Genomic DNA, 22,089 nt, shown 5'->3' on the forward strand with positions numbered 1-22,089 from the left:
CTCTATTGTTCATTTGGCAGCTTACTGCCTTTTTGTGCATACCAAGTGACAAACCCATAGCTAGCCAAGGGCACGATAAAGCTCATCTGAATACTCAGGGTGTCGGCTACAACGCCTTGGATAACGGGCAAAATCGCCCCGCCGACAATAGCCAAACACAACAGGCCCGCACCTTCGGCCGTCGCGCCGCCTAAACCACGAATCCCTAGTGAGAAAATAGTCGGGAACATGATGGAGTTACACAGACCAATTAATACCACGGCCCACATGGCGACACTGCCACTGGCTGATATAACAACCACTAGTAAAACAATAGCTGCAAGTGCGTTAAATGTGAGCGCAGAAGATGCTTTGATGTACTGCATGATGTAAGCACCAGCGAAACGCCCGACCATAGCAGCGCCCCAATAGAGCCCTAAATAACTCGCCGCATCTTTATGAGTGAGACCAGCGATATCATCGCTACTTAAAAAGTTAATCAAGAAGCTGCCGATCGATACTTCAGCACCGACATACAAAAAAATCGCTACGGCCCCCAAAACAAGATGACGATGAGCCGTGAGTTTTTTCACAGCCTCTCCTTGCAGGCTTGCAGGTTGCTCGGCCTCTGCGGCAATTTTAGGTAGTGGGAAGCGCTTAAATGCAATCGCCACCACAACCAGCGCTAATGCAATCAACAAGTAAGGAATTTGTACCGACTCTGGATTAGCAGGCCCGTCGAGCTGACTCGCCCCAATGATTAACGCACCACCAAAGAAGGGGGCCACAGTGTGCCCCACCGAGTTCAAGCCTTGACAAAAATTCAGTCGACTTGATGCGCTTTTTTCATCACCCAGCGCCGCTACATAGGGGTTTGCCGTCACTTGTAATATCGTAATTCCGCTGGCGAGAACAAATAGCCCCCCTAAGAAAAACACATACAACTTCACTTCTGCAGCGGGGTAAAACAACACACACCCCACAGCTGTGGTTAATAAACCCGCGATAATGCCGGCTTTAAAGCCCAAACGACTAATTAACTTGCCGGCAGGCAGAGAAATAAGGAAGTAAGCGCCGAAAAAAGCAAATTGCACCAACATGGCTTGGGTGTAATTCAGTGAAAACGCACTTTTAAGGTGAGGGATCAAGACATCATTCAAGCTTGTCAGAAAGCCCCAGAAAAAAAACAACGCACTCATCGCTAATAATGGCGAATGAGACTTCACTATTGAGGCTTGTGTTTTACTTACTGTATCCATTGGTCACCTTTATGTTCACAATTAGGTAGCATCATATGTTTTTGGTAAGGCCACCTTACAAAGGGTAATTGAAGACCATCAACATTGCAACAAAGGGGTTAAACAAAACAAAAAAATAAATACAAGTCAATGTATTAAAAAGTTTTTTGTTATTATCAATCACGCAGCGTCCAGCAACAACAGCGTTATCTTCAACATAATCGAATGAGTTAATTTAGTTTACAGAGTGTAACTTTCGTTTATTTTTTGTAAAAATTTAGTTGTGAAAACCATTTTCTTGTGATTATACTGATCCGGCCTTACCAATTATTCATAAGACTGGGAGAGACAGCATGAAAAACCGATTTGGGGCCCAACGCAAACTCACACCGTTAGCCACTGCATTAGCATTGGCATTACCTATTACGGTGCTCGCGCAAGAAACAAACTTACAAGATCCTGAAGTGATAGAAGTTAAAGGGATTCGTTCTAGTGTTACAAAAGCATTGTCGATGAAGCGTTATGAAGTAGGTGTTTCTGACGCCATTTCTGCCGACGACATTTCAAGCTTTCCGGATGAGAATATCGCCGAATCGATTCAACGTATTGCCGGTATTCAAATTCAGCGTTCTAACGGACGCGGTGCGTTAATCAGTATTCGAGGTCTAGGCCCCGAATACGCGGCAACAACCCTGAACGGTCAAGCGTTCGCCAGCGCTCAGTTTGACGGTGGCTTCCGCTTTGATATTGTGCAGTCGGAACTCGCTTCAGAAATTCAAGTTTTCAAAACTCCCAGTGCATCTATGGATGAAGGTGGACTGTCTGGTGCGGTTAACATAGGCACAGCCAAGCCACTCAACTATTCAGAGCGAAAAATGCTAGCGAAAGTAGAAGCAAACTACTCAGAAGATCGCAGCAGTACCACGCCTGGAGCAAGTTTTACCTATATTGACCAGTTTAATGACAACCTAGGTGTATTGCTAAACTTCGGTTATCAAGAACTCGATACCCGTTATGATCTCATGTACAGCCAGCGATTTGCTGATGTTGATGCAGACGGCGATGGTGAAAGTGATTATGCAGAAAATGGTATTCCGCTGGAGCGCACAAACCGCCCTCGTTTGCGCCGTGAAGACGGCAACACCCAACGCTATTTGCTGAACACCGCGATTCAATATGTTGCCAGTGACACCCTCGAATTTGGCCTGACAGGTATTCTTGCCCAAGACGAACGTAAGATATACTTCCAACAGTTGGTGCCGCTATTTAGTGGTGGTGATCCAGAGCCAGCGCTGACGTTTTTAGGTCAAACAGACAACACCGTTGACCAGATTCTTGCTGAAAACATCCGCGTTGAAGCGAACCACACCCGTCAAACTGAAGAACGCACCAGCTACGCAGTAACTGGTACTTCTGATTGGATGATTTCAGACAAGCTCAAAATGAACAGTGCACTGCATTATACCGCTGGTAGTATTGATATTGTTGAACGCGCAATCGTATTGGGTATTCGTTCTGACCTTGAAGTCGACATGGATTCCAATAACCCTGTGTTCACGTCTAACGGGCTGAACCCAGTATCAGAACCGAACTCATGGGCGTTGGACAACCTGTTCCGTAATGACATTTCAGGTAAAGTGCAAACCTACGACACTGACGAGCTCGCTGCGCAGGTTGATTTCAACTATTACCTTGAAAGCGATTTCTTTAAAGCCGTGAAATTTGGTGCCAAACATCGCAGACAAACGCTAGATACTGAAAGTACACGTTATGACCGCAACTTCCGCGACGACGATATTTATACTGCGCCCTTCCCAACTGTGGCAGAAGCCAGTTATACCGTTAAGAACTTTACTGGTGGTGAATTCTCTGGCTTGAACTTGAACTATGTATTGCCCGATGTTGACGCTTATCTAAAAGCCTTTGATGACTCAGGTTTGACCATTGAGCCTAACTTCCAAGAAGCAGGGTTCTTCCAAATCGATCGCAACATTACTAACCTTTACGCCCAGCTCGACTTCGGCAACGACTACCTGCGCGGTAACATTGGTATGCGTTACGCAAAAACCGACCGTACGGTAGACACCGTGACCTATGACGGCGGTATTCAAGTTACTACTGGCGCATTCACAGACATCGGTGGCGACTCTGCCGAGCCGTCATCAAACAGCTTTGATTACGACAACTGGTTACCCAGCTTAAACCTAGCGTATGATTTAACCGATGACATCGTAATTCGTGCCGCTGCGGGTAAAGTGCTAGTACGCCCAATTATTGGTGAAACCGCGAGCTTCGGCCGCGAGATTGCAACCCAAGATAATGGCACTGATATTATTGTGAATGTATCAGAAGGCTCTTTCGACCTTCCTGCATTAACCGCAAATCAGTATGACTTGAGTGCTGAATGGTACTTCAATGAATCAAGCGCGTTGACCTTGGCTTACTTTAGAAAAGACGTGAAGAACCAAGTTATTTCAGAAGCGGTATGTCCAGGTGATTTCCAGTTGGCGGATGTGTCTTTTGACTCAGCTACCGGTGAATGTCGCGGTACAGACGGCTACATTTATAACATAACTCGTAACCGCGCAACCGACGGCGTATTGAAGATCAACGGTATTGAGCTTGCGTACAACCAGTCGTTTGACTTCCTACCTGCACCATTTAACGGCTTGGGTATGATTGCCAACTATACCTTGCTAGACGCAGATAACCCACAAGAAGAGCAACCGCTACTTGGTTCATCAGAGCGCACAGCTAACCTTATTGGTTACTATGAAAACGGTGGTTTCGCCATTCGTATCGCGATGAACTATCGCAGCGAATACTCATTGAATGACGGTTCTAAAACGGGCGAAAACTACGGAGATAGTAGTGCGCTTGTGCCTAACCCTGGCAGCCTACTCGACGCCAGAAAGCAAGTGGATATTTCTATGTCTTACGAGTTTGAAAACGGCGTAAAAGTGTCGCTAGAAGGGATTAACGTGAACGGCGATTACGAGCGTGGAACTCGTTTCGAGAAGGCACGTTTGCAGTCTATCGCGACCTTTGGTTCGACCTACTTCATGGGTGTGACCTACAGCTTCTAATAGCTGTGTTTAGGTGGTTACCTTTTTAGGTAACCACTATTTTTATTTGGTCATGTAAATTGACCACCTGAGCAGTAACACGCTAAAGTGTAAGTATTAACAGGTTCTGATAAAAACAACATTTATGCAATTTCAAATTAATGATTTATCGAGCAAGCGTCTTTACTTGCAAATCGCTGAACAGATTCTCGAGATGATAAGTCAGGGTAGTCTACGTGTCGGTGAAAAACTGCCGGCAGAACGCAAACTTGCGGAAACCTTCAATGTCAGCCGCCCAACTATTCGCGAGGCGATGATTGCGTTAGAAGTGAGTGGTATTGTGGAAATTCGTTCGGGTTCGGGTGTGTATGTCATCGCTGAATCTGGCCGCAATGAACTCAACTTTGAAGACAACCTACCCGGCCCATTTGAAATTCTTGAAGCCCGTTTGTATTTTGAGTCAGAAGCTGCTGCTTTAGCCTCTCAGCGTATTACCCATCAGGAAATTCATCAGTTAAAAGTGTTTCAAAAGAAAATGCAAAATCTTGAGAGTCAGGATTTAGCAGAAACACACAGTTATGACCGAAGTTTTCATGAGCTGATCGCACAATCAACCAGAAACTCAAGTATCTACGAGATCATCTGTTGGTTGTGGTCGCTGCGTAATCGGTCTGAAATGAATACCACCTTCGACACGCTAATTCGCAGTCGTGGTGCGTCACCAATAATTGAAGATCATCACCTGATTATAGAAGCATTACAAAACAGAGACGAAAATCGCGCAAGACAAGCAATGAGAGCCCATATTCAGCGAGTCATCAATGAGTTCTCAGAGTGTACCTTAAACGACGACTAGTTTCCTAACGCTTAATGTATCGGCGTGAGTGATCGCAACCTTCGTGGAGAAAGACATGCGATTAACGCATTGCGCTGTTCCAGCGTTACTTGTCAGTGCGGCGCTAACTGGCTGTGGAGAATCGGATAAAGTAGAAGCACCGGTTTCAGTACAACAAGCGGTTAGTGAGCAACTTGCCCCTGTTGATGCCGTATGGCCTTGGTTAGATTCAGCTAACTCACGCTGGTTTTACTTTAATTCAGCAACACGCCCCTTCGGCATGGTGAATCTTAGCCCCGATACTGAAATTGACGGCGCATGGGGCAGCGGTTACCGATATCAAACAGAAGAAGTAAAAGGGTTCAACCATGTTCACGCTTGGCAGTTGTCTGGTTTATCTGTGCTGCCTGTATCACAACAGCGCCCACTCGCGGACATAGAAAATGACTATTTTTCAGCGTTTAGCCACGACAAAGAAAGCGTCGCCGCTGGTTATCATTCACTCGTGCTTGAGCGCTATGGCATTAATGCTGAGTTAACCGCCACCACACGCGTTGGTTTTCACCACTACGAATATACCCAAGCTGGGCCAAAACAAATATTGCTCGACTTACAGGGCCAATTTGGTCCTTCGGCGTTATCTAAAGGCAGCTTCACTCAAATCGATGACACCACGTTTAGTGGATCTGTGATTAATGCACCGACTATTCGACGTCCTCGCCCAACACCGGTATTTTTCTATATCAAGCTAAATAAGTCTGTTGCCAAACTTGACGTCAATGACACAGCAGCCCTGTTAACATTGGATGACGCTACCAATGACGTGCTGATGAAAGTAGCTATTTCCTACGTAGATGAGGACGGCGCCAAGAATAACATGCAGTCTGAATTACCTGGGTGGGATTTCAATGCAACCGTCGCAGCTTCTCGCGAAACTTGGAATGAATGGTTAGGCAAAATCCAAGTCGAAGGTGGGAGTGAACAAGTTCGCCGACGATTTTACACTGATTTGTTTCATGCACTTCAAGGGCGTCGAATAATCTCTGACGTAGATGGCCGTTATTCAGACCAAACAGGTCCAGAGCGACAAATCAAGCAACTACCATTAAATGCGCAACACGACCCCAAATTCAATCACCACAACTCAGATTCATTCTGGGGCGCGCAATGGACGATTCAAACCTTGTGGCCGTTGGCCTACCCCAAAGTGGCATCTGACTTTTCAAACTCTATGCTCACCATAGCAAAAGATGGCGGCTACGTGCCCAGAGGACCTTCTGGTGGCAACTATACGTATGTCATGACCGGGGCGTCGTCTACGCCTTTTATCGTTAGTACCTATTTAAAAGGTATTCATGATTTTGACCCACTGCAAGCCTATGAAGCGCTTAAAAAGAATCACTTGCCCGGCGGTATGATGAGCCACGCAGGCTATGAACACGATACTGCCGTAGGGGGTGGATTAGAATACTACATGGAACAGGGTTTTGTGCCTTACCCGCTGCCAATTGAAAGCAACGCGTTCCACCGCGATGGAGCAGGACAAACCCTTGAATACGCCTATCAAGACTGGACGTTAGGACAGTTAGCCCTAGAACTAGGTTTAGATGATGACGCGGAATGGTTGAAAGCACGCAGTCTTAACTATCAAAATATTTATGATGCCGAGACAGGTTACATGCGCCCGAAAGATGAGTATGGAGAGTGGAAGGCCGACTTTGACCCATTCGAATACCGCCACGGTTTTGTTGAGTCGAACGCAGCGCAAATGACATGGTACGTTCCCCACGATATCGCCGGGCTTGCCGATTTAATGGGCGGGAAAAAAATCGCCGCCGTACGCTTGAACGACGCTTTTGAAACTGCTGGAAAACTCGGTTTTACCTCGGGTACGGCTCACGCACAGGAAACCCACGAAGAGTATCGCCGTATTCCCATCAACTACGGTAATCAACCTTCAATTCAAACCGCGTTTATCTTTAATGAACTCGGTGAACCAAGCAAAACACAATATTGGGCGCGAGAGGTGGTCAATGAAGTTTATCAAAACTTGTCGCCAGAGCATGGCTACAACGGTGACGAAGATCAAGGCTTAATGGGCTCACTTGCTGTGCTGATGAAAATTGGACTTTTCCAAGTAGATGGTGGCGCGCGACAAAATCCTATTTATCAAATTGGCAGCCCTATTTTTGACCGTATTACCATTACTTTAGATGAGCGTTACTACAGCGGTAAAAACTTTACGATTGAGACCGTACATAACAGCGATGAAAATCGTTATATTAAAGCTGCATGGTTAAACGGCGAGCCACTTAAGCGACGTTATCTGATGCACAGCGAAATTACCCAAGGTGGTACGCTAAAGCTTGAGATGACGTCTACTCCTCAGGAATGACTCTATCAATTTGACGCATTTTTGCGCACACAAACGGCATTATTTGCTTTTTAAGCTGCTCGGTGATTGCGAGTAATCGGTTATTGAGGTGAATAATGCCGCCTTCCTACATGACTTTGAGATTTCTAGGGCATGCCCTAGTGATGAAACACTTGTAACGAGCGAGATTAAACATGACGTCCCTGCGCTTCTACCAGGCGTATGAAAAATCGATGTGGTCGAGACAGGTAAGTGAACTGCGCTACGGTGCTGCGCTCCGAGTTTGGGTGTGCTTACCCCTCCTGCTTTAAGGTGTAAGGTGAATGCTGCTCCCCCGTTTATGGGGTAGAGCCGAAAATTGACGTAAAGGGATGATTTTAAAAGAGAAGTTGGTCGGTGTGAGAGGATTTGAACCTCCGACCCCTGACACCCCATGACAGTGCGCTACCAGGCTGCGCTACACACCGACCGAAAGAGCGGGTTAGTCTACTCAAATTTGTTCACAATGCAACGGAATTTAGCAATAAGCCTGTTTAAGCGCTCAATTGCTAACCATCTTTGTAAAATTCTACATTAAAACACCTAGTTGCACGCTATTTTATATCAGGCCAAGGTAACGTAGCACACTGCGGTTACCACTAAGGCCACAAGCACGTTCAGCACTATTCCTTCTCTTGCCATGGTTTTAATATCGAACTTTTCAGTTGAGTACGCAATGGCGTTAGGCGCTGTTGCTACTGGCAGCATAAAGGCACAACTTGCGCTTATGGCTGCCGGTATCATAAGTAATTTAGGGTCAACGCCTACCGCTAGCCCAGCTGCAGCCAATATTGGCATAAGCAAAGTAGACGTTGCTGTGTTTGAAGTAATTTCCGTTAGGAAAGTCACGAATAAGCAAATACCCAGTACTAGTAACAACACAGGCAAGGTTGCGAGCCCAGTTAACCAAGAGCCCATCAACACGCTTAAACCCGATGACATAAACGCTTTTGCAATACAAATTCCACCTGCAAATAGTAGTAGCATTCCCCAAGGAATATCGTTTGCCGTTTTCCAATCAAGTAGCTTGTCGTTGTTACCTTTTGCGTCTACTTCGCCGTTGTCATTGCCGCTATTGGTGAAAAACATAGCTGCAACACCTGCAACGGCTATAGTGCTATCACTGATGGTGGTCACGCCTATCCAAGCGGTCCAAAAAGGTCTGAAGATCCACGCCATTGCTACCGTACCGAAAATGGCAAGTACACGCTTTTCTGCTTTTGACCATGCACAAGGTACAGGCAAATCGATGTTGCCCACTTCTTTAATTCCGCGTGCCAACCACAAGGCCATAATAGGCACACCTAAAACGACTATCGGTACGCCAGTTTTCATCCATTCGATAAAGCTGTATTCCATACCCTGCGTTTCTTCATACACGCTCATAAAGATAATATTAGGTGGTGTGCCAATTGGTGTTCCTACCCCGCCTAAGCTTGCGGAATAAGCAATACCCAGAATAAGGGCCACGCCAAATCGGGGGTTATCGACCGCATTAATAATGGCAATGGCCATTGGCAACATCATTAGCACCGTGGCGGTGTTACTAATCCACATACTAAGGACTGCGGTGGTGAGCATGAAGCCCAGTACCAGTTTAAGCGGGCTGCCGCTGCCTGTTACACGCAGCATGTAAATAGCAAATCGCTTGTGTAAGTTGGCACGTTCAAGCCCTTTTGAAAGCATGAAAGCTGCCATTAATAAAATAATGACATGACTTCCCAAGGCAGACGCAGCTTCACTATGCGACAGCACGCCGAATAATGGAAATAACGCGAATGGCAGAAGCGAAGTAGCGGGAATGGGGAGCGCTTCGGTTACCCAAAGTATTGCTACAAAAAGGGTGATCGCAGCGGTAAATATAATTTCGCTGGGCTGATGTACAGCCCATAAGCTCATACCGCTAAGAACAGAGGCGATAAACGCGAAAAGAATAATAGTGTTCTTACGTGTTGGCTGTCGTTGTTGAGAATCTGAAGAGGGTTCAGGATTTGTGTGCATTGCGCTTCCCGTTACTAATCGCTTTATTATAAGTGCTAGGGCCTTAGCTATAGGCCCTAATTATTGCTCTTATATTTTCTATCAGTAATTAGCGGGAAACGCACGAGGCTTTTCCAAAAAAATTGTTTTTAGATTGTTTTACTTACTTTCGTCGTCTGACGAAATACGGCTGGCAACTGCACCGGCTTGATCTTTATATTTCGCATCAACTCTGGCGTTGTAAGGTTTTTCAGCTGGGGCTGATAACACCTCGAAGCTAAGTGCCCCTATTTTCATTTTAGGGCGAAGCGCTAAAGGCAATTTGCCGCTGTTGTAAAACTCAAGAACGATGTTACCAGACCAACCTGGGTCGATTCTATGCGCCGTCACATGAACCATTAAGCCCAAGCGCGCCAGTGAAGAACGCCCATCTAGCCAACCAACGATATTGTCCGGCAGCGTTACCGACTCGTGGGTAATAGCAAGCGCTAGTTCACCAGGGTGTAGAAAGAAGGCTTTACCCTCTTCTAGTTCAATTTCGTCGCTCATCACGTGGTCCAGCGCTTCTTGTACCTGCGCTTTTGGACCACTTAAATCGATAAACGGCGCTTGATGATCTTCAAACACACGAAATTTGTTACCAAGGCGGATATCTACTGTTACACCGCTAATCTGATCATAGTTAGGTGTAGGCTCAATTTTTATTTTCCCATCTTGAAGATGTTGGTAGATATCGCGGTCGCACAAGCGCATGGTGTATTCCTCATTTCGTTAGGCCGCTATTATGCGTATGTCACCGCATGCATTCAACTGCTCAAGGGCTTGTTTTATCTGCTTTTGCGCAATTTTTATAAAGTTTTAGCTAATTTTGAATTTAAGTGCCAAAACCTGCCTCTATTTTTCTTTGGTTCAGCATCTAACTAGGCTTTAAACTAAACGTACATCACTATTGTGCGCTACCTGTTATTACTGACCCCTACTCTTTCTCAATCTTTCCCAAGAATGCCAATTGGGTCGCCTTTAATGTGTTTAACCGCTCCTTTGCGTGGTTCAACGGTAAGCGCTAGTTGCATAGACATTGCTCTAGCTGCCTCACGATAGCTTTCACTCAAGTCACTGTCGGGCGAGGCGAGCAACAAAGGCGTGCCGGCATCGCCATGCTCGCGAATATGAATATCAAGGGGTAGCTGCCCTAACAGTGGCAAACCATGGCGCTCAGCCAGTGCCTCTCCTCCGTCTTTTGCAAATACATAGTCTTTGGTGCCGCAGGCTCTGCATTGGTAATAGCTCATGTTCTCGATAAGCCCAAGTACTGGCACATTGACCTTTTCAAACATGCTTATGCCTTTTTGGGCATCGGCTAGCGCTAAGTCCTGGGGCGTAGTCACTACCACAGAAGCGGTTAGTGGAACTTGTTGTGCCATAGTAAGCTGAATGTCGCCGGTACCAGGCGGCATATCAACAATTAAATAGTCGAGTACAGGCCACAAGGTTTCATCTAATAATTGCTTTAACGCCCTGCTTGCCATGGGTCCGCGCCATACGGCCGCGTCTTCTTGCGGTACTAAATAACCTATGGAGTTTGCTACCAGCCCATGTGCCATAAGCGGCTGCATGTGCTTATTGTCTTCGCTTTCAGGGTGTGCATCGGGGTTGCCCAACATAATGGGAATAGACGGCCCATAAATATCGGCGTCTAAAATGCCAACTTTCGCTCCTTCTTGCATAAGAGCAAATGCAAGGTTGATACTGGTTGTAGATTTGCCCACACCACCTTTACCCGAGGCTACCGCAATAATATTTTTGATATTAGTAACAGGGGCAACTTCAGTGTCGCCACTGGCAACGTTTTGCTTAAAAGTAAGCTTATCGGCACCTTGTTTCCCTTTTAGCTGGTTAAGCACTTCTTGTTTAAGCGTATCTAACTGTGTAGCAATGCAAAATGGCAAAGTAACCGTAACGCCTGCATCTTCATTTTCTGGCTGGCTAAAAGCACACCAAGATAAGGTATCGTCTACGTCTAGCGAGAAATACTTGGCTAAAATAGCAGCAACCTTCTGCGTTAGCGGCTCTGCTTTGCGAGAAAAGAACATAAAATGCCTTACTAGTAGTAGAATTGTGTGAATTACGAGATGCAAAAAACGCGGTTTTCCGCTAGTATTTGCAGCCATTTTGAAACGCAAAGAATCAATAACGTCATTATGTCAGAAAAACGCCGAATTCTGGTAACCAGTGCGTTGCCATACGCAAATGGTTCTATTCACTTAGGTCATTTGCTAGAACACATTCAAACCGACATCTGGACTCGTTTTCAGCGCCTTCGCGGAAACGAATGTTACAGTGTTTGCGCCGACGATGCACACGGTACACCGGTTATGCTTAAAGCCCAAGAGCTTGGCATTACACCAGAAGAAATGGTGGCTAGAACCCGTGCGGAACACCACCAAGACCTTGTTGATTTTCACGTTGATTACGACAACTACTATGTAACCCATTCGCCAGAAAACAAGGCATTGTGTGAAGAAATTTACACTCGTCTAGATAACGCGGGCTACATTAGCAAGCGCACTATTAACCAACTGTTCGACCCTGAAAAAGAAATGTTCCTGCCAGATCGTTTCGTTAAGGGTACCTGCCCAAGCTGTGGCGCAGAAGATCAAAACGGCGATAGCTGTGATGTATGTGGCGCAACTTACAGCCCAACTGAAGTTAAAAACCCGCGCAGCGTTGTATCGGGTGCTACACCAGTACTACGTGAGTCTGAGCACTTCTTCTTCGACCTGCCAAAATTTGAAGGCATGTTAAAAGAGTGGATCCGCTCGGGTGCACTGCAAGAAGAAATGGCAAACAAGCTACAAGAGTGGTTCACTGAAGGTCTTCAACAGTGGGACATCAGCCGTGATGCGCCTTACTTCGGCTTTGAAATTCCAGGTGCGCCGAACAAGTTCTTCTACGTGTGGGTAGATGCGCCAGTTGGCTACATGGCTAGTTTCAAAAACTTCTGCGACCAGAATAACCTAGAGTTTGACGATTTCTGGAAAGCCGATTCTGATGCTGAGCTGTACCACTTTATTGGTAAAGACATTACTTATTTCCACTGCCTATTCTGGCCTGCCATGCTAGAAGGTGCGGGATACCGCAAGCCTACTGGCGTAAACATTCACGGTTTCGTAACCGTAAACGGTGCGAAAATGTCAAAGTCGCGCGGTACCTTTATTAAAGGCCGTACCTACCTTGACCACTTAAACCCAGAATATCTGCGTTACTACTTTGCGTCTAAGTTAGGCGACGGGGTTACCGACATCGACCTTAACTTTACTGATTTCGCACAAAAAGTGAATTCAGACTTGGTAGGTAAAGTGGTTAACATTGCAAGCCGCTGTGCAAGCTTTATCACTAAGCGTTTTGACGGAAAGCTGTCTGACAACGTGATCGAGCCAGAACTAATTGCTGAGTTCCAAAATGCATCAGAGAACATTGCTGCACTTTTCGAAAAGCGTAAGTACCACCAAGCCGTGCGCGAAATCATGGCCCTTGCTGACAAAGCAAACCAGTTCATCGACAACAACGCACCTTGGGTAACCATTAAAGACGAGACTAAGCAGCAGTTCACACACGATGTGTGCTCGCTAGGTATTAACATGTTCCGTCTGTTGGTGATTTACTTAAAGCCTGTACTACCAGTACTTGCAGAAAAAGCAGAAGAATTCCTAAACGACTCGTTTGACTGGAATTCACTGCAAACCCTATTGAAAGGCCACGCCATCAACAAATTTAAGCCGATGATGCAGCGTGTAGAAATGGAGAAAATTGACGCCATGGTTGAAGATTCAAAAGAAAGCCTAGCGCCAGCAGCACCGGCTATCGACCCAGACAGCCCGCTTGCTAAAGACCCTATTAGCGACACTATCTCGTTTGATGATTTCGCGAAAGTAGATTTACGTATTGCACGTATCTCTAACGCCGAGCACGTAGAAAAAGCTGACAAGCTTCTACGCTTAGAGTTAGATTTAGGCGGCGAAACTAAGCAAGTGTTTGCTGGAATCAAGTCGGCCTACTCACCTGAAGCCCTGATCGGTAAGCATACTGTAATGGTAGCGAACCTTGCCCCTCGCAAGATGCGTTTCGGCTTAAGTGAAGGCATGGTACTAGCCGCAGGCCCAGGTGGCGACGAGCTATATATTCTTGAGCCGCACGAAGGTGCAAAGCCGGGTATGCGCGTTAAGTAAACCTTATAATGTTCAACATTGAAGAAAGGTGACATTCAGCGCTTTAAAGCGACGGAATGTCACCTTTTTTGTTTAGCTGATAATAAAGTTCTCTGATTCGTGTAGCCTAAAATCTTATTGATAGGTTGAAGGTACATTTCCATCATCGTGCAAGCTCATTATTTCGCCCTCAGCATCATCTAACTCAATCATTACTAACCCCGTCTTTAATCTACTCCGTAATTTGCTATTTCCCTTTTTCCATTTTGCCCTATCGTCCTATCGCCCTATCGCCCTATCGCCCTATCGCCCTATCGCCCTATCGCCCTATCGCCCTATCGCCCTATCGCCCTATCGCAAAATAAGCTAACAACCGCAAACCATCAAAGGGACATCTCCACTCGTTGTAATTCAGGGCGATCTATCATTCTTTTTATAACGTAGTCACGGTGTTTAATCATTGAAAGAGGTATTTATGGAAGATTTGTTCGGGACTAATATCGATTTATCGGAATTAACCGAAAAAGCCATATCACTGGTGATGACTTATACCCCCAAATTGCTATTGGCTATTCTTACTTTGGTGGTGGGTCTTTGGTTGGTGAATCGTTTTGTAAACCTATTGGATCACCGAATAGGTAAAAAGGATCCCACGCTAAACAAATTTTTATGCGGGCTTATTAGTGCCGTGTTAAAAGTCATGTTGTTGATCTCTGTTGCTTCTATGATAGGTATTGAAACCACGTCGTTTATTGCCGTAGTTGGGGCAGCAGGTTTGGCTATAGGTCTAGCATTACAAGGCAGCCTGGCTAATTTTGCTGGCGGTGTGCTGATACTGATTTTTAAACCCTTTAAAGTGGGTGACACCATTGAAGCAGAAGGGTATCTAGGGTCTGTAGCAGAAATACAAATTCTCTATACTGTAATCAACACCTTTGACAATAGGCGTGTTGTTATTCCCAACGGGAATCTATCTAACGCCACATTAACTAACGTTAGCGTATACGATAAACGCCGCTGCGACATGACCTTTGGTATTGGCTACGATGACGATATCGACAAAGCAAAGAATATTTTGCAGCGTTTGTTTGAAGAGGACGAGCGCTCATTGACCGACCCTGCACCTAGAATTTGTGTAGGTGGACTAGGTGATAACTCGGTCGACCTGATGTTTAGACCTTGGGTCGGTACAGATGACTTGTGGCCTTATTACTGGGATATGCAGGAAAAGGTTAAAAAAGCTTTTGATGAAGAAGGTATTAGCATCCCTTATCCACAGCGAGATGTGCATTTGTATAAAGCAAGTGACGATTAAAATCTCAATATGGAGGTAGCTTGCTAAGCTATCTCCAACTCCCCTTCAAATTAGCTTATAAACGCTAAAGCCCGGTGATCTGATACAGCAACCTAGCAAATATCTAAAAGGGTTAATGCTTAGTACAGCCTGCTAGTTAAGAGCCAAGCGCGCTCTAAATCCACATGACATGTATATTAACACCACTAACGCAGCGTACGATTCGCCGTATAGGTACGCACACTTGCCCCTACCGCAGAAAAGCGCGGTTTTAAGTTACGCTTAGGTTTTATGGCCGTCATAGGGATTACCCGCTTTTTCGCGAGTATTACATATACCGCGCTGCACCAAGGCAAGTAAGACGCTAAATAGTGCTGAAGCTTAGCGGCTCCTTTCCACCGCTGCTGAAAAAACAGAGTAGAAAAAAGTACCTGGCGCTGTTCAACAATCTCGAAACCCAGCAACTGAAGCCAATCTTTGATGCGATAGGACGTAAAAAAGCGTGCATCGTGCAGAATATTTCCGCGTTTAACCGGTAAAAATTTGGCAATTCCAGCTAGGCTTAACGGGTTAAAACCACTGATGATGACGTAACCGTTTTGCGTAATAACACGGTCGACCTCTCTTAATATTTCGTGAGGGTCTTGCGCAAAATCTAGCTCGTTAGCTAATAGAAAGCCATCAATGCTGTTTTCAGAGAAAGGTAAGGAATGCGACTGCCCTACAATGGTATTTTCTCTGCTAATTGTCGATTCACGGCTTTCATTCTGTAACGGTGAAGATACAACTTTATTATCTGAAGAATTGTTAGATAAGGCGTTGTCGTCTAACTGGCGGCCAAATTGGTTATCAAAGGGCACTTGATTGATGTGGTGCCTTATAGGGCTGGTGTTCAGATTAATTTCGGCACTTAAAGAGCCTAACTTAGCAAAGTGATACCCAAATATACGCTCAGCATAATCGCTACAAACTGTATTCACGGCATCGCGGATATGCTCACCTGCGGGGAAATCATCCCAGCTTGTCGGGTAGCGAGGCGGTTTGGCTGTAAAAGCCGATTTCATTAACACTGCGCGCTCTTAGGTTGCTCTGCTGTTTACAAGTCCCTATAGTAACGCATAATTCTACCTACACAAGCAGGTACTCTTATGACGGCAGAAACGCTTCCTTCAGATGTAACAATTCATCCCATCCCCGCTTTTACTGACAACTACATTTGGTGCATTCACAACGGTAACAGCGCTATAGTCGTTGACCCGGGTGATGCTGAACCTGTATTGGCTTTTCTTAAAGCCAATAAATTATTGCTTAGTGCGGTTCTTATTACCCATCATCATAGAGATCATACTGGTGGCATCGCTAAGCTAGTGTCTACCGTACCGGATTTACCGGTTATAGGGCCAAGAGGCAACCATATAAGAGGCATCACTAAATCGGTGGCACAGGGCGATACCGTTACACTTCCTGTATTTAAAATGTCACTGCAAGTTATGGAAGTGCCAGGCCATACTCTTGACCATATTGCTTTCTTTGGGCATGGCATACTATTTTGCGGTGATACACTGTTTTCCGCGGGCTGCGGGCGTTTATTCGAAGGCTCTCCAGAGCAAATGCATCATTCTTTGAATAAGTTAAAGCGATTGCCTGACACTACCAAGGTGTACGGCGCCCACGAATATACGCAAGCAAACGTTGCATTTGCTCTTGCTGTTGAGCCTGACAATACGGCGCTAAACGACTACGCAGATTGGGTTAACGCTAAGCGAGAACAGAATCAACCTACTTTACCGAGTAACCTCAAAGAGCAAAAAAACATAAACCCATTTTTACGTGCACATGAACTTTCTGTTAAAACTGCTGCCGAAGCCTATTGCGAAAATAACCTGGCTGACGATGTTGCAGTGTTTGCTGCAGTTCGCCGCTGGAAAGATGAGTTTTGATGCAAAAGTAAGCCGATTATCGTAATATTGCCGGTTTGCAGTGCTCCAAGAGGTTTCTTCATATATGCAGTTGAAGTTTTTCCCTCTATCGCCATTGTTGTTGGCGATAGGTTTAACGGGTTGTCAGATAACAGATAATAATAGTGACAATGCGCAATTAGAAAGTAACGAAAATGCTTCGCTAGAAGCGTGCAGTGAAATTCATAGCAATGAAGAAGCTATTTCTGATTGTGAGTTAGCAAGAGATGGCGTTGTTGAAGTCGTGCATCCAAATGACGATACGCTAGAAGAAAGTGCCGAACTTACCGCGACACCTGACATGCATACACAGGCTGTTGTAACGGACGTATGGGAACGTGCTAGCGCAAATTTTGCTTTACCCATACCTGACAATAAACGCCTGAACGCCCAAAGAAAGTGGTATTTAAAGCACCCAGAATATATGGCTCGCGTGGTTAAGCGTGCCAAGCCATTTCTTTACTACATTGCAGAAGAAATTGAAAAGCGTGACATGCCGATGGAGCTAATTCTCTTGCCTATCGTTGAAAGCGCATTCGACCCTTTCGCTTATTCTCACGGCCGCGCAGCCGGTATGTGGCAATTTATCCCAGGCACCGGTAAGCGGTTTGGTATGGAGCAAAATTGGTGGTACGACGGGCGCCGCGACGTCGTTGCTTCAACGCAAGGTGCACTGGATTACCTTACCTATTTAAATGAGATGTTTGACGGTAATTGGCTGCACGCATTAGCGGCCTACAACAGCGGTGAAGGCCGTGTTCAACGAGCGATTAAAGCCAATAAACGTGCGGGAAGGCCTACCGACTTCTGGAACTTAAACTTACCTAAAGAAACCCGTGCGTATGTGCCCAAGTTATTAGCCCTTGCTGATATTCTTAAAAACAAAGATGAATATGCGTACTCTTGGCCAGAGGTAGAAAACGTAGCCGTTATTGAGGTGGTCGATATTGGCTCTCAGGTCGATTTAGCGTTTGCGGCCGAACTTGCCGGCATGTCTTTAAAAGAGCTTCATGGATTAAACCCTGGGTTCAATCGCTGGGCTACATCCCCAGATGGTCCACACCGCTTAGTACTTCCCCTTGATAAAGCTGCTGCGTTTTCGCAAGCCCTTGCTAAGATTGATCAAAAAGAGCGTCTTAACTGGGTACGTCACACCGTTAAGTCTGGCGATAGCTTAGGTAAAATTGCAAAGCAGTACCACACCACGGTGAAAGTGCTGAAAAGGATAAATGAGTTAGACTCATCAATGATTCGAATAGGCCAAGCGATAATGGTGCCAGTGGCGCTTCAAGAGTTAGACAGCTATACCTTATCGCAAGAGGAACGTTTAGCCAGTCTGCAAAATAGCAGCTTGTCTCAGCAAAAAGTGCGTCACACCGTTAAATCCGGTGATACGCTATGGGATATTGCGCGTAAGTACAAAGTAAGTACTAAGCAGTTAGCTAAATGGAATGGTATGGCACCGGGTGATACGCTTCGCCTAGGAAAAGCTCTGGTTATTTGGCAGAAAGGCAAAGCGCAAGCCGGAGTTACCAAAAAACTAACCTACACGGTAAGAAACGGTGACTCGTTATCTCGTATCGCCAGCAAGTTCAAAGTTAAGGTAAGTGACATTGGCAAGTGGAATTCGCTAAACACTAAGCGCTATTTGCAACCCGGTCAAAGACTTAAACTGTATGTAGACGTGACAAGGTTGAACGCATCGAGCTAGTGACTCGGCCTAGATTAGCATTAACGCGTTTTCCTTTAAGCGGTCATATCATACGTTAAATCACGAAAAGGATATGGAAATGCTAAGAATTAACCGAGAAAATCTGCGAAATAGTCACGAAACGCCTTGGTTAATCTTAGATTTAGTCATGCTAGGTATACTGTTTGTAAATCTAGCGTGGCTTATTTTCGATGCGCTTTATGCTACAGATTTTGTATACGGTCTTTTGGGTACATATTTCCCCGCCTTTCTAAACGCTTACGACCCAATTCACGCCAACTTTTTGTTGGTCGATTTAGTTTTTATTGCCATATTCTTTACCGAGTTCTGCTTTCGTTGGGCCGTTGCTATTGTTCGTAAAGAGCATTTACGCTGGTACTTCTTTCCGTTTTTGCACTGGTACGACATTATTGGCTTAATCCCAACGGGCCCTACTCGTCTATTCCGCTTCTTGCGAATATTCTCCATACTACACCGCTTGCACAAGTTCGAAATTATCGATTTAAATCAAACCGCCGTCTTTCGCTTTTTTGCCTTTTATTACGACGTGTTTGTTGAAGAACTTAGCGACCGGATTGTTGTTAAAGTGCTAAGCGATGCGCAAAAAGACATCTCAGCAGGTTCGCCTTTATTAGACGATATCAATGCACAGGTACTAGCGCCTCGTCGACCCGTCATAACGCAGTGGATGGCTGGTGTCATCAACCATTTAGGCCAATCTATTCAAAGCGAAGAACATGGCGAGGTAATTCGAGAGCATGTACGAAAAAGCGTGGGGAAAGCGGTGAGAAGCAATGCACAAGTATCCTCGCTGCATTACCTTCCTGTTATCGGCAAAACCATTGAAAATACATTAGAAGAGTCAGTTACCGACATTGTTACCACATCGCTAGTAAACCTGTTAAGCGACTTGGATGCAGAGCGCATCGACCATTTCATCTCTGTCGGTATGCACGACTATACTCCTACTGCGGACGCACTAGATAAAGAAGTGCTTAGCGTTGTAAATGAATGCTTAGAGCTTGTAAAAGCGCACGTTGCACAGCAGCGCTGGAAGTCACATTTAACTGAAAAAGAGTCGGCGATACCCACTAGTAAGCCAGATGTAAATCAATAGATTAGGCGATTATTAACAACAACCTCAATAGTTAACAATAACTATTATCATTACCTTTCAAATGATAGACTAAAGTTCAATATCTTAATATCTATCATTAGAGGAAGGGATTTATGGCGTCTAGTAAGCCATCATTAGCGAAACCTAGTATTTCAAAAAAGACTATTTTCTCATTGTCTGCTATTGCGTTAGCTGTTTTTGCTTCAAGCAATACATTTGCCCAGCAAACTGAAGAAGAAGAACAATTAGAACGCATTGAAGTAAACCCTATGCAGTCTTATAGAAGCACTGCAACAAAGTCATCACTTCGCCCTATTGAATCGCCTGTAAGCATTAGCGTTATTGATCAAGATTTATTGCAGCTTCGTCAAGCCGATTCAGTGAATAAAGCGCTTCGTTACGTTTCTGGTGTTACCACTGAAAGCCGCCCTACCATTACTATTTTCGACCAGTTTACTATTCGTGGCTTTACTACTTACCAAACGTTTTACGATGGCTTACCTCTTCTAACCAATAATAGTTGGAATCTTTACCCTCAAGTTGATGCGTTTGCTACTGAATCTCTGGAAATATTAAAAGGTCCGGCCTCATCTCTGTACGGTCTGGTTCCACCTGGTGGCATGGTCAACCAAGTGGCTAAATACCCTAAAGACGAAGATGAAACTCTTGTGAGAGCAGCGTTGGGGTCTGACAGCCTGTTTGAACTAGGTTTAGACACCGCGGGCGCACTTACTGACAATGCTCGCTATAGACTTGTAATGCTAGGAAGAAAGCGTGACGGATTCCAAGACACGACAGAGACCGAGCGCTACACCATAGCGCCTTCTGTTACGGTTGATATTAGTAGCGATACAGAACTTACACTATCTGGCTACTACCAAGATGACCCAGAGATGATTCCATCAACTCCTCTTCCCGGACAAGGTACCTTGTACAGCGACCAGTTTGGTAAGTTAGATCCAAGTACCTACGCAGGTGATGAAAACTGGAATAGCTTTTCACGCGAAGTGCTTATGCTTGGCTACAAACTAAATCACCAAATCACAGATAGCTGGTCAGTACTGCAAAAGTTCAGATATACAGATTCAGAAGCGCTTCAACGCAACACTTACCACTCTGTGTTAGATGCTGAAAACGATTTGTACCGCTCTGCCTATCTAACCGACGAAGAAACCGATGGTGTAACGGTAGATACCCAGCTTGCAGGGCAAATAGTTACTGGCGAACTAGTTCACAACCTTCTGTTTGGTGTCGACTATCAAGATTCTGATTCTACAGTAGCCTATCGCGATACGTTAGGTACGAATACACCGCCATTGAACCTTGTGAATATTGATAACGACCTTTTCGATGTTAGCGCGCTACCGCTCGATTTCTACCAAGAAGATCACAAAATTGATGTTGAACAACTCGGTTTTTATGTTCAAAACGAAATGCAGTTTAACAACATCACTGTGTTGTTAAATGGTCGCTATGATAACTTTGAAAGTACTGATGTCGCTGCAAATGTTTACGACGGTTTTGAATACGGTGGCACTACCGAGATTGACCAAGATGAATTTTCAGGCCGTGTGGCCGCTATGTATAACTTCGATTCAGGTTGGCGCGTATACGCGAACTATTCAGAGTCTTTTGAACCTGTAACGGGCGTAGACTCGGTAACAGGTGAAGCCTTCAAGCCGACCACCGCCGATCAAGTTGAAGTAGGTACTAAGTTCCAATCAAGCGATGGCGCGACTACGTTTACCGGTGCTTATTTTGTTCTCACTAAACAAAATGTTGTAGTGAACACGCCAGATTTTGCTCAGCGTACCCAAACTGGTGAAGTTGAGTCAGAAGGTGTTGAGCTAGAATTAAGTACAAATATCACACCTGCCCTTTCGCTTCAGGCTAATGCGACTTTCTTAGATATGGAAGTGACAGAAAATGAGCTAGACCCAGATGAAGTGGGCAATACGCCAGTATGGGTAGCCGAGGAAAGTGCTTCATTGTGGGCTAACTACCTGTTTGACGACAACTTAGATGGTCTAATGGTGGGCGCTGGCGTACGTTACGTGGGTGAAACGCAGGCAGATAAGTACAACTCTGACCAAGTGCCTTCATACACCTTAGTCGATGCTGTTGTCACTTACGACATGCCAGACTATGACCTGAGGTTAACGGGTAGTGTAAGCAACTTGACCGACAAAGAATATGTAGGTTCATGTTTTGATACCAACAACTGCTGGTTTGGGGCACAGCGTCGCTTCGAAGTGGGTATAGAAAAGCGCTTTTAATCCATACAAAAAAGC

The 22,089-nt window shown here is 45.3% G+C and carries 14 protein-coding genes and 1 tRNA gene; 9 read left to right on the plus strand and 6 right to left on the minus strand.

Going from position 1 to position 22,089, the window contains the following annotated elements; all coding sequences use genetic code 11:
* Nucleotides 1-2 precede the first annotated feature (2 nt).
* Nucleotides 3-1,238, minus strand: a complete 1,236-nt coding sequence (locus tag ACYX4W_RS15210) for a sugar MFS transporter (RefSeq protein WP_476073725.1) — start codon at nucleotides 1,236-1,238, stop codon at nucleotides 3-5.
* Between the two features lie 332 nt (nucleotides 1,239-1,570).
* On the opposite strand from ACYX4W_RS15210, the gene ACYX4W_RS15215 reads away from it, so the two are divergent.
* From ACYX4W_RS15215 to ACYX4W_RS15225, 3 genes are all read left to right on the plus strand, one after another.
* Nucleotides 1,571-4,303 (plus strand): TonB-dependent receptor, encoded by a 2,733-nt coding sequence (locus ACYX4W_RS15215; RefSeq protein ID WP_476073726.1) that lies wholly within the window; start codon nucleotides 1,571-1,573, stop codon nucleotides 4,301-4,303.
* Nucleotides 4,304-4,427: 124 nt separating this feature from the next.
* The gene (locus ACYX4W_RS15220; protein WP_476073727.1) at nucleotides 4,428-5,138 is read left to right on the plus strand and encodes a FadR/GntR family transcriptional regulator; all 711 of its coding nucleotides are present in this window, start codon (nucleotides 4,428-4,430) and stop codon (nucleotides 5,136-5,138) included.
* 55 nt (nucleotides 5,139-5,193) lie between these two features.
* On the plus strand, nucleotides 5,194-7,512 hold the full coding sequence (locus ACYX4W_RS15225; RefSeq protein WP_476073728.1) for a GH92 family glycosyl hydrolase: 2,319 nt from the start codon (nucleotides 5,194-5,196) through the stop codon (nucleotides 7,510-7,512).
* 369 nt (nucleotides 7,513-7,881) lie between these two features.
* Here the strand turns inward: ACYX4W_RS15225 and ACYX4W_RS15230 are convergent.
* From ACYX4W_RS15230 to apbC, 4 genes are all read right to left on the minus strand, one after another.
* Nucleotides 7,882-7,958, minus strand: a tRNA-Pro gene (locus tag ACYX4W_RS15230).
* Nucleotides 7,959-8,094: 136 nt separating this feature from the next.
* Entirely contained in the window at nucleotides 8,095-9,531 is a 1,437-nt protein-coding gene (locus ACYX4W_RS15235; protein ID WP_476073729.1) for an SLC13 family permease, read from the minus strand.
* A 138-nt stretch (nucleotides 9,532-9,669) separates the two neighbouring features.
* Entirely contained in the window at nucleotides 9,670-10,263 is a 594-nt protein-coding gene (gene dcd / locus ACYX4W_RS15240) for a dCTP deaminase (protein ID WP_179983793.1), read from the minus strand.
* A gap of 233 nt (nucleotides 10,264-10,496) precedes the next feature.
* On the minus strand, nucleotides 10,497-11,603 hold the full coding sequence (apbC, locus tag ACYX4W_RS15245) for an iron-sulfur cluster carrier protein ApbC (RefSeq protein WP_476073730.1): 1,107 nt from the start codon (nucleotides 11,601-11,603) through the stop codon (nucleotides 10,497-10,499).
* 108 nt (nucleotides 11,604-11,711) lie between these two features.
* Here apbC and metG point away from each other — a divergent pair, with 108 nt between their 5' ends.
* Together metG and ACYX4W_RS15255 are read left to right on the plus strand one after the other, a co-directional pair.
* A complete protein-coding gene (gene metG, locus ACYX4W_RS15250) occupies nucleotides 11,712-13,739 on the plus strand; it encodes a methionine--tRNA ligase (protein ID WP_476073731.1) in 2,028 nt (675 codons plus the stop codon).
* Nucleotides 13,740-14,193: 454 nt separating this feature from the next.
* Nucleotides 14,194-15,033 carry a mechanosensitive ion channel family protein gene (locus ACYX4W_RS15255; RefSeq protein ID WP_476056361.1) on the plus strand — a complete coding sequence of 280 codons (840 nt, stop codon included), beginning with the start codon at nucleotides 14,194-14,196 and terminating at the stop codon, nucleotides 15,031-15,033.
* 185 nt (nucleotides 15,034-15,218) lie between these two features.
* Here ACYX4W_RS15255 and ACYX4W_RS15260 read toward each other — a convergent pair whose 3' ends face one another.
* Nucleotides 15,219-16,076, minus strand: a complete 858-nt coding sequence (locus tag ACYX4W_RS15260; protein WP_476073732.1) for a class I SAM-dependent methyltransferase — start codon at nucleotides 16,074-16,076, stop codon at nucleotides 15,219-15,221.
* An 84-nt stretch (nucleotides 16,077-16,160) separates the two neighbouring features.
* Here ACYX4W_RS15260 and gloB point away from each other — a divergent pair, with 84 nt between their 5' ends.
* The 4 genes from gloB (at nucleotide 16,161) to ACYX4W_RS15280 (ending at nucleotide 22,074) form a co-directional block, all read left to right on the plus strand.
* Nucleotides 16,161-16,952 carry a hydroxyacylglutathione hydrolase gene (gene gloB, locus ACYX4W_RS15265; protein ID WP_476073733.1) on the plus strand — a complete coding sequence of 264 codons (792 nt, stop codon included), beginning with the start codon at nucleotides 16,161-16,163 and terminating at the stop codon, nucleotides 16,950-16,952.
* Between the two features lie 64 nt (nucleotides 16,953-17,016).
* Entirely contained in the window at nucleotides 17,017-18,681 is a 1,665-nt protein-coding gene (locus tag ACYX4W_RS15270; protein ID WP_476073734.1) for a lytic transglycosylase, read from the plus strand.
* A gap of 79 nt (nucleotides 18,682-18,760) precedes the next feature.
* The gene (locus ACYX4W_RS15275; RefSeq protein WP_474806098.1) at nucleotides 18,761-19,798 is read left to right on the plus strand and encodes an ion transporter; all 1,038 of its coding nucleotides are present in this window, start codon (nucleotides 18,761-18,763) and stop codon (nucleotides 19,796-19,798) included.
* Between the two features lie 113 nt (nucleotides 19,799-19,911).
* Nucleotides 19,912-22,074 carry a TonB-dependent siderophore receptor gene (locus ACYX4W_RS15280; protein ID WP_476073735.1) on the plus strand — a complete coding sequence of 721 codons (2,163 nt, stop codon included), beginning with the start codon at nucleotides 19,912-19,914 and terminating at the stop codon, nucleotides 22,072-22,074.
* The last annotated feature ends 15 nt before the right edge of the window (nucleotides 22,075-22,089 follow it).

Source organism: Alteromonas sp. ABH4_454, from assembly GCF_056311775.1.